Annotated in this window: 6 protein-coding genes; all 6 read left to right on the top strand. The window is 60.8% G+C overall.

All coding sequences use genetic code 11. From position 1 onward, the window contains the following. Positions 1 to 424 precede the first annotated feature (424 nt). The gene (locus LJE91_01070) at positions 425 to 1,705 is read left to right on the top strand and encodes an FAD-dependent oxidoreductase (protein MCG6867351.1); all 1,281 of its coding nucleotides are present in this window, start codon (positions 425 to 427) and stop codon (positions 1,703 to 1,705) included. A 3-nt stretch (positions 1,706 to 1,708) separates the two neighbouring features. Next, the gene (locus LJE91_01065) at positions 1,709 to 3,922 is read left to right on the top strand and encodes a hydrogenase iron-sulfur subunit (protein MCG6867350.1); all 2,214 of its coding nucleotides are present in this window, start codon (positions 1,709 to 1,711) and stop codon (positions 3,920 to 3,922) included. 10 nt (positions 3,923 to 3,932) lie between these two features. After that, positions 3,933 to 4,577, top strand: a complete 645-nt coding sequence (locus LJE91_01060) for a 4Fe-4S dicluster domain-containing protein (protein ID MCG6867349.1) — start codon at positions 3,933 to 3,935, stop codon at positions 4,575 to 4,577. 14 nt (positions 4,578 to 4,591) lie between these two features. Beyond that, positions 4,592 to 5,491 carry a CoB--CoM heterodisulfide reductase iron-sulfur subunit B family protein gene (locus LJE91_01055; protein MCG6867348.1) on the top strand — a complete coding sequence of 300 codons (900 nt, stop codon included), beginning with the start codon at positions 4,592 to 4,594 and terminating at the stop codon, positions 5,489 to 5,491. A gap of 245 nt (positions 5,492 to 5,736) precedes the next feature. Continuing rightward, the gene (locus LJE91_01050; GenBank protein ID MCG6867347.1) at positions 5,737 to 6,228 is read left to right on the top strand and encodes a hypothetical protein; all 492 of its coding nucleotides are present in this window, start codon (positions 5,737 to 5,739) and stop codon (positions 6,226 to 6,228) included. A 315-nt stretch (positions 6,229 to 6,543) separates the two neighbouring features. Then, positions 6,544 to 7,044: a hypothetical protein gene (locus LJE91_01045; GenBank protein ID MCG6867346.1), complete on the top strand. Its 501-nt coding sequence runs from the start codon at positions 6,544 to 6,546 to the stop codon at positions 7,042 to 7,044. The last annotated feature ends 142 nt before the right edge of the window (positions 7,045 to 7,186 follow it).

The following is a 7,186-nucleotide window of genomic DNA, read 5'->3' as shown; positions in this document are numbered from 1 at the left end:
CTGTCGGACTTAGGTGATCGTAGCGAGCATGATGAGAGAGCGAGATCGAATGTTCACGATTTTGAGGCGCATAGTGGGCCTACGCAACGAAAAATCGGGGGCATTTGAGCCGAGCTCCCATCAGCGCAGTAGATTAATCCTAAGTCCGACAGGCTCCTAGTATTCCTCTGGTCTGAAGGCGCGCGCGTCCATTTATCCGATACAGACATTCAGACGTTCTATTTTCTTTATTTGTAGATTCGATATTTACCACCAGGGGTAACTGTAGATTCCTGACCGGTTTCCGGTTATGGTCTCTTGCTGTTTAGAGTTCACGGCGCAGCCAGGCAGCGCCTCTCGCCAAGGCTAGCTCACCCGCCGGGAAGGTCGGCGCGGGTCCCGTCTGGCACATCAGAGATATTCCGATTCGAGACGGAGGAAGTCCATGACGGAAGTGATCGCAACCAACCAGACCATACTGGTTGTTGGTGCCGGTATCAGCGGGATCACCGCGGCGCTCGACGCTGCGGAAGCCGGCAAGGATGTGCTTCTCATCGAGAAGCGTCCCTTCGTCGGAGGTCGAGTCGCCCAGCTTTACAAATACTTCCCAAAGCTCTGTTTCCCGACCTGCGGTCTGGAAATCAATCAGCGGCGGATCAAGGGCAATCCCCGGCTGGACGTGCTGACCATGGCCGAAGTTGACGAGGTCAGCGGGAAGGAGGGTGACTACTCGGTGCGGATCAAGGTCGCACCCCGTTATGTCAACGAGAAATGCACCGCCTGTGGGGCCTGCGCCGATGTCGTGACCTCCGAGTTCGACGACGAGTTCAACTTCGAGATGGGCAAGCGCAAGGGCGCCTACCTCCCGTACAACATGGCCTATCCCCAGCGCTACGTCCTGGATCCCCGCATCATCGGGACCGACGAGGCGCAGAGTGCCCGGGACGCGTGCAAGTACGGTGCGATCGATCTCGATATGCAGGAAGAGACCATCGACCTCAAGGTGGGGGCGATCGTCTGGGCGACCGGCTGGCGGCCCTACGATGCGGGCAAGATCCAGCCCTACGGCTACGACCGGATCGACAACGTCATCACCAGTATGGAATTCGAGCGCATGATGGACCCCTTCGGCCCGACCGGCGGCAAGCTCGTGCGTCCCTCCGATGGCAAGGAGGCGAAGAACGTCGCGTTTATTCAGTGCGCGGGATCCCGGGACCGGAACCATCTGCTCCACTGTTCGCGGATCTGCTGCATGGCGACCTTGAAGCAGTCGACCTACGTGCGGGAGAAGTTCGGTGACGATGGCGACGTCACGGTCTACTACATCGACATCCGGACGATCGACCGCTTCGAGGATTTCTACACGAAGGTGCGGGACGACCCGAAGGTCAGGTTCGTCAAGTCCAAGGTCGCCAGCATCGATGAGGACAAGTCGACCGGCAACCCGATCCTGTACGGCGTGGATACTGAGGGGGGCGACCGTTATGCCACACCGCACGATCTGGCCGTCCTCGCTATCGGCATGCAGCCGAGTGTGGAAAACCTCCCCGTGCAGGTGGTGGTGAATCGCGAGGGTTTCATCGAGCTCGACGAGGCCAACGGTGGCGTTTTCGCCGCCGGTTGTTCTTCCGATGCGCTGGATGTCAATCGCTCGGTGCAAAGTGCGACGGCGGCGGCGCTTCGTGCGATTCAGGTGGTCAACAGAGTGGCAGCTGCGGAGGGTTAATCGGTGGCGGACGAGAAGAAGATTGGGGCGTATATCTGCAAGGGTTGCGGGCTGGGCGAGCGGCTTGACACCGATCAGCTCGAGATGATCGCGACGCGCGAAGGCAAGGCGAACTTCGCCAAGCAACATGATTTTCTCTGCAGCGCCGAAGGGGTCGAGACGATCCGCAAGGACATCGACGACGGTGAGGTCACTCACGTGCTGCTTGCGGCGTGTTCGCGTCGGGCCAAGGCGGAGGCCTTCCGTTTCGACGAAGTGGCACTGTCGCGCGCCAACCTTCGTGAAGGCGTGATCTGGGTGCGGCCCGATACCGAGGAGAACCGGGAAACCACCCAGGAAATGGCGGGCGACTACATCCGCATGGGCTGCGCGGAAATCCGGCACATGGTGGCCCCCAGGTCCAGTGGTGAACAAGCTCTGAACAAGCACATCCTGGTTGTGGGCGGCGGTGTGAGCGGCATGACTGCGGCCATCGAGGGCTCGAAGGCGGGCTATCCCGTGACCATCGTGGAAAAGACAGGTAGACTGGGCGGAGCGGCTGCGGATTTCTACCGCAAGGTTCCCTCTCGAGCGCCTTACTCGGACCCCGAGGATACCGGCGTCGCGGACCTGTCCTCACAGGTGGCGGCCGACGAAAACATCTCGGTCTATCTGAACGCGACGCTGGCGAAGACAGCGGGTGCGCCCGGGCGGTTCTCCGTGGAGATCGAGACCGAGGGCGAAGGCACGATCTCCGAGAGTTTCGGCGCCATCGTGCAGGCCAGCGGGTTTCGCCCCTACGACGCCAGCCGGTTGCCGGAACTCGGTTACGGGAAGTCTCCGGACGTGGTCACACAGGCCGAACTCGAGAAGCTCGCGATCGAGGCCGGCGACGGTCCGATCAAGCGACCCTCCGACGGCAAGGAGGTGGGCTCGGTTGCCTTCGTGCAATGCGCTGGACAGCGCAGCAAGAAGGAAGGCCATCTGTCCTACTGTTCCGGGTTCTGCTGCAACGCCAGCATCAAACAGGCGATGTACTTCAAGGACAGGAACCCGGACATCGATACGGTCGTTTTCTATACCGATCTGCGCACGCCGGGCGCGGCTGGAGAGGATTTCTACCGCAGCGGCCAGGACAAGGGCGTGGTCTTTACCAAGGCAGAGGTCAAAGAGGTCGAGCAAGCCGACGGTGGTCTCTCGGTCAGGCTGCGCGACGCGATCCTGGACGAAGATGTCGAGATGGGCGCCGACCTGGTGGTCCTGGCGACGGGCCTGGTGCCGAATTCCGGGATCGACCCCGATGCGCCGGTCGAGGAAGGCGAGGTCACCGTACCGGTCGAATCGATCCTGCATCTGGACTACCGGCAGGGTACCGACGTGCCCCAACTGGTGCACGGCTTCACCGACTCGCATTTCATCTGTTTTCCGTACGAGACGCGCCGGACTGGGATCTATACCGCCGGACCGGTCCGCAGGCCGATGGACATCCTGCAGGCCCGTGACGACGCAACCGGCGCCATGATGAAGGCGATCCAGGAGGTCGAGAACGCCGGCAAGGGAATGGCGGCGGATCCGAGATCGGGCGATCTCAGTTTTCCCTCATTCCGACGGGGAGGCTGCACCCAGTGTAAGCGCTGCACGGTAGAGTGCCCCTTCGGCGCCATCGATGAGGACGAGAAGCGCTATCCACTGTTCAACGAATCCCGCTGCCGCCGCTGTGGTACCTGCATGGGGGCGTGCCCGGTACGCGTCATCTCGTTCGAGAACTACTCGGTGGATACGGTCGGCCAGCAGATCAAGAACGTCGATATTCCGGATGAGTTCGAGGAGAAGCCGCGCATTCTCGTCCTGGCCTGCGAGAACGATGCTTACCCAGCCCTGGATATGGCGGCCCAGAATCGGATTGAATACAGTGCGTTCGTCCGCGTGATCCCGGTGCGCTGTCTGGGGTCGGTGAATACCATCTGGGTGACCGACGCACTCAACAGCGGCTATGACGGCGTGGTGCTGATGGGTTGCCAGAAGGGCGAGGATTACCAGTGCCATTTCGTCAAGGGGTCGGAACTCGCCCACATCCGGATGAGCAAGATCGACGATACGCTGAAACAGCTGAATCTGGAGACCGATCGAGTCACGACCTACGAGGTGGCGATTACCGACATCCAGCGGGCGCCACGGCTGATCAACGACATGGCGGAAACCGTCGAGAAGATCGGTCTCAGTCCGTTCAAGTTCTAGGAGATGCACGATGAGTGAAGACATCAACGTTGCACAGGTGGAGAGGTACCGGAACAACTTCCTCAAGGAAGTGACGGACAACGTCGAGGAAGGCGAATGGGTGCGCATGTGCATGCAGTGCGGGGTCTGTTCGGGTTCGTGTCCGCTCGGTCCCTATTGGGACCATCCGCCCCAGGAGATCTTCATGATGATTCGCGCCAACAAGCGCGACGAAGTCCTGAGTTCCACCTCCATGTGGATGTGCACGTCCTGCTATAACTGCATCGTGCGCTGTCCCAGGGAACTGCCCATCACGCACATCATGCACGGTCTGGCCCACTATGCGACGCGACTCGGCCTCGCACCGAAGGAGCAGCCGACGTACAAGTTTTCGCAGCGATTCTGGGACAATCTCGTGAAGAAGGGCCGCATCAACGAGTTGAAACTCGGTGTGAACCTGTATTTCATGAACGGCTTCTCCGAGGGGGTCAAGACCTCGTTGAAAATGGCACCGGTGGGCCTCGGCATGCTGAAGACCAAGCGTATGAGCCCCATGGAGATGGTGGGCGGACACTCGATCAAGGACCTCAAGGGGTTTCATGCCATGCTGAAGAAGGCCGAAGAGCTCGAGTCCGCCCGTGTCGATGCAAAGGGCGGCTCGGCGAAAAACGCGTAAGGAGGAGCCAGCGAATGGCGACCAAAGAATATTCATTCTACCCGGGTTGTTCGTCGCAAAAGGGCGCATCGTCCTCGAACTACCTCAAGTCCGTCGAGTCCATGTGCGACACGCTGGATATCTCCCTGAACACCATCCCGGACTGGAACTGTTGTTCCGCCTCCATCGGCTATTGTGGTGGTGGCGAGCTGCCGAGGCTCGCCCTGTCCGCGCGTAACCTCGCGCTCTCGGAGAAGCACAATCCCGGACAGGACGTCGTGGCGAGCTGCGCGGCCTGCTGGCTGGCGACCCGGGAAACCGTCGAGCGACTCGAGGACGACTCGGGTCTGATGGCGGAAACCAACACCGCGCTCAAGGAGGCGGGTCTTGAGTTCAAGAACGAGAACAAGATCCGGCATATGGTCGAGGTCATCATCGAGGACGTCGGCTACGAGGAGCTTGGCAAGCACGTCGTCAAGCCCCTGGAGGACATAAAGATCGCCGGTTACGTCGGCTGTCAGACCAACCGGCCGTTCGGTATCGAGGGGGAGTCCTTCGAGAACCCGAAGTATCTCGACAAGCTGGTCGAGACGCTCGGGGGCGAACCCGTTGAGGACTACGACAAGAAGGTGTCCTGCTGCGGCGGGGCGCTGGCGTTCTCGGAGCCCGAGAAGAGCCAGGCGCTGATCAAGGATATCATCGAGTCCGCCTACGATGGCGGTGCCGAGATGATCGTGACACCCTGTCCGGTATGCCAGATGAACGTCGAGGTCTACCAGGACCAGATCAACGCGAAGTACGGAACGAAGTTCAAGATGCCCGTGGTCTACTACAGTACCCTGATGACGGTGGCCTATGGCAAGAGCGCGAAGGACGCCGCACTGGAGGGTCAGGTGATCCCGGCCACCCGCCTGGAAGAGATTGCCGGCAAGTAGATCCTTCTGCCAGACAGGGAATGCCTCGGGACACAGGAAAGCCCCGCGCGGAATGCGGGGCTTTCCTGTGTCTGGCGTCCATCGAAACAGGCCGGGGTCAAGGTCTGATCATGGCCAGGTCGCCACGGCGCGGAGGCCGGGACTTGAAACCATGTCCGGTATCCTGCACGCTCGAGTTTCCGATTCCAGGGCCGCTCAGGCCGTTGTCAAACCCCGAGAGGCGCTGCCCGAAAAGAGAGGAATTCATGATCCCGCGAGGCGATGTCACGCGTTTCATCCTGGTCGTTGTCCTTTGCATCTGGGTGCCGGCTTATGCGCAGGGCGATATGGGCGGCGTTTCCGGTCGCGAGCCTCCTTCCGAGGCGCCCGGCGAAGGCCTCGAGGCCCTGCCGCACGAACCGGCCCCGGATGCCGGCGCCTGTCTTCCAGGGGCAACTCCGTGGCGAGGCCCGTACGATGACCGATACGCATACCCGCACGGTCGTGCGTCATACTGGGCATGGCGGGACTACCGGGCGCTCGAGCGTGAGCGTCGTGACCGTTATCGCGCCTGGTTGGACCGGCGTGCGGAGGCCCGCCGGTGGTGGGCGCGCAGGCACGAACCGGCATACATGCCGCGGTATCTCGATCCCCCCGCGGAGGGGGAGGATGCATCCCGACGGCATGGGTCGTTTTTCGAGCAGGACGAAGGGGAGTATCCCTACGAGCTGGGGCGCGGCGCAATGTACCGGTTCTGAATGGTGGAGTTTCCAGCCGAGCGAATACGATCGCAAGGCTGGGAGCGTAGTCTAGAGCGGTATGGCTGGCGCCGACTGTCATTTTCGGCGATCATTCGCGATTCGCACCGTTTTGCCTGTCATCGTGGAACCGCCGTTACTGGCGCACGGATGCCATAGCATAGTTGGCGTCCATGAACACCCGTAATGGTGGAACCGCTGCGCTTGTTCCACCCTACAGAATGTCTTAACTCATAAGAAAACCCGTAGGTTGGATCAAGCGAAGTGGATCCAACAGGTTGTCTAGATAGCTTTTTCGATTCCAGAGAGGAGGTGATGATGAATCCACGTAGGTTGTTGTTCCTGGTTCACCTGTGCTTCGCTGCCGGGCTTGTCGGTAGCGCTCATGCCGACATGTTTGTCTATCCCAGCGAGGGACAGAGCCAGGCGAAGGAAAACAAGGACAAGCAGGCGTGTCACGAGTGGTCCGTTCAGCAAACCGGCATCAACCCCGAGACAGTGGAGGAGCAAAGCCAGAAAGCGGCCGAGTTGGGGGCCAGCGGCAACTACGACCAGGGTCGCGAACTTTTCGGTGGTGGGGCCCGCGGGGCGGCACTCGGCGCGGTGGGGGGCGCCATCGGCGGAAATGCCGGCAAGGGTGCGGCCATCGGCGCGGCGGTTGGTGGCTTGATGTCGATCTTCCGGGCGCATCGGCAAACCGAAGAACGACACGCCTACTATAGCGATCAGATCGCGAGCGAAAAGTCCAAGTTAAAGACCTACGATCAGGCCTATGCGACCTGCCTGCGTGGAAAGGGATACACGGTGAGCGAGTAGCCTAAGGCGATTGCCGGAAAATGGCATACCAGATTGCGCCGGGTGAGCTGCGAAGCAGTGAACGGCTTGGGCAGGAAGCCCAAGACCGGTGCCCAAGCAAAGCAGGGACAGCGCCGCGCCGGGATCGTTCGTCATCAAGGCG

The organism is Gammaproteobacteria bacterium, from assembly GCA_022340215.1.
Taxonomy (GTDB): Bacteria; Pseudomonadota; Gammaproteobacteria; order JAJDOJ01; family JAJDOJ01; genus JAJDOJ01.
This window is presented reverse-complemented; position numbering and strand designations above follow the sequence as displayed.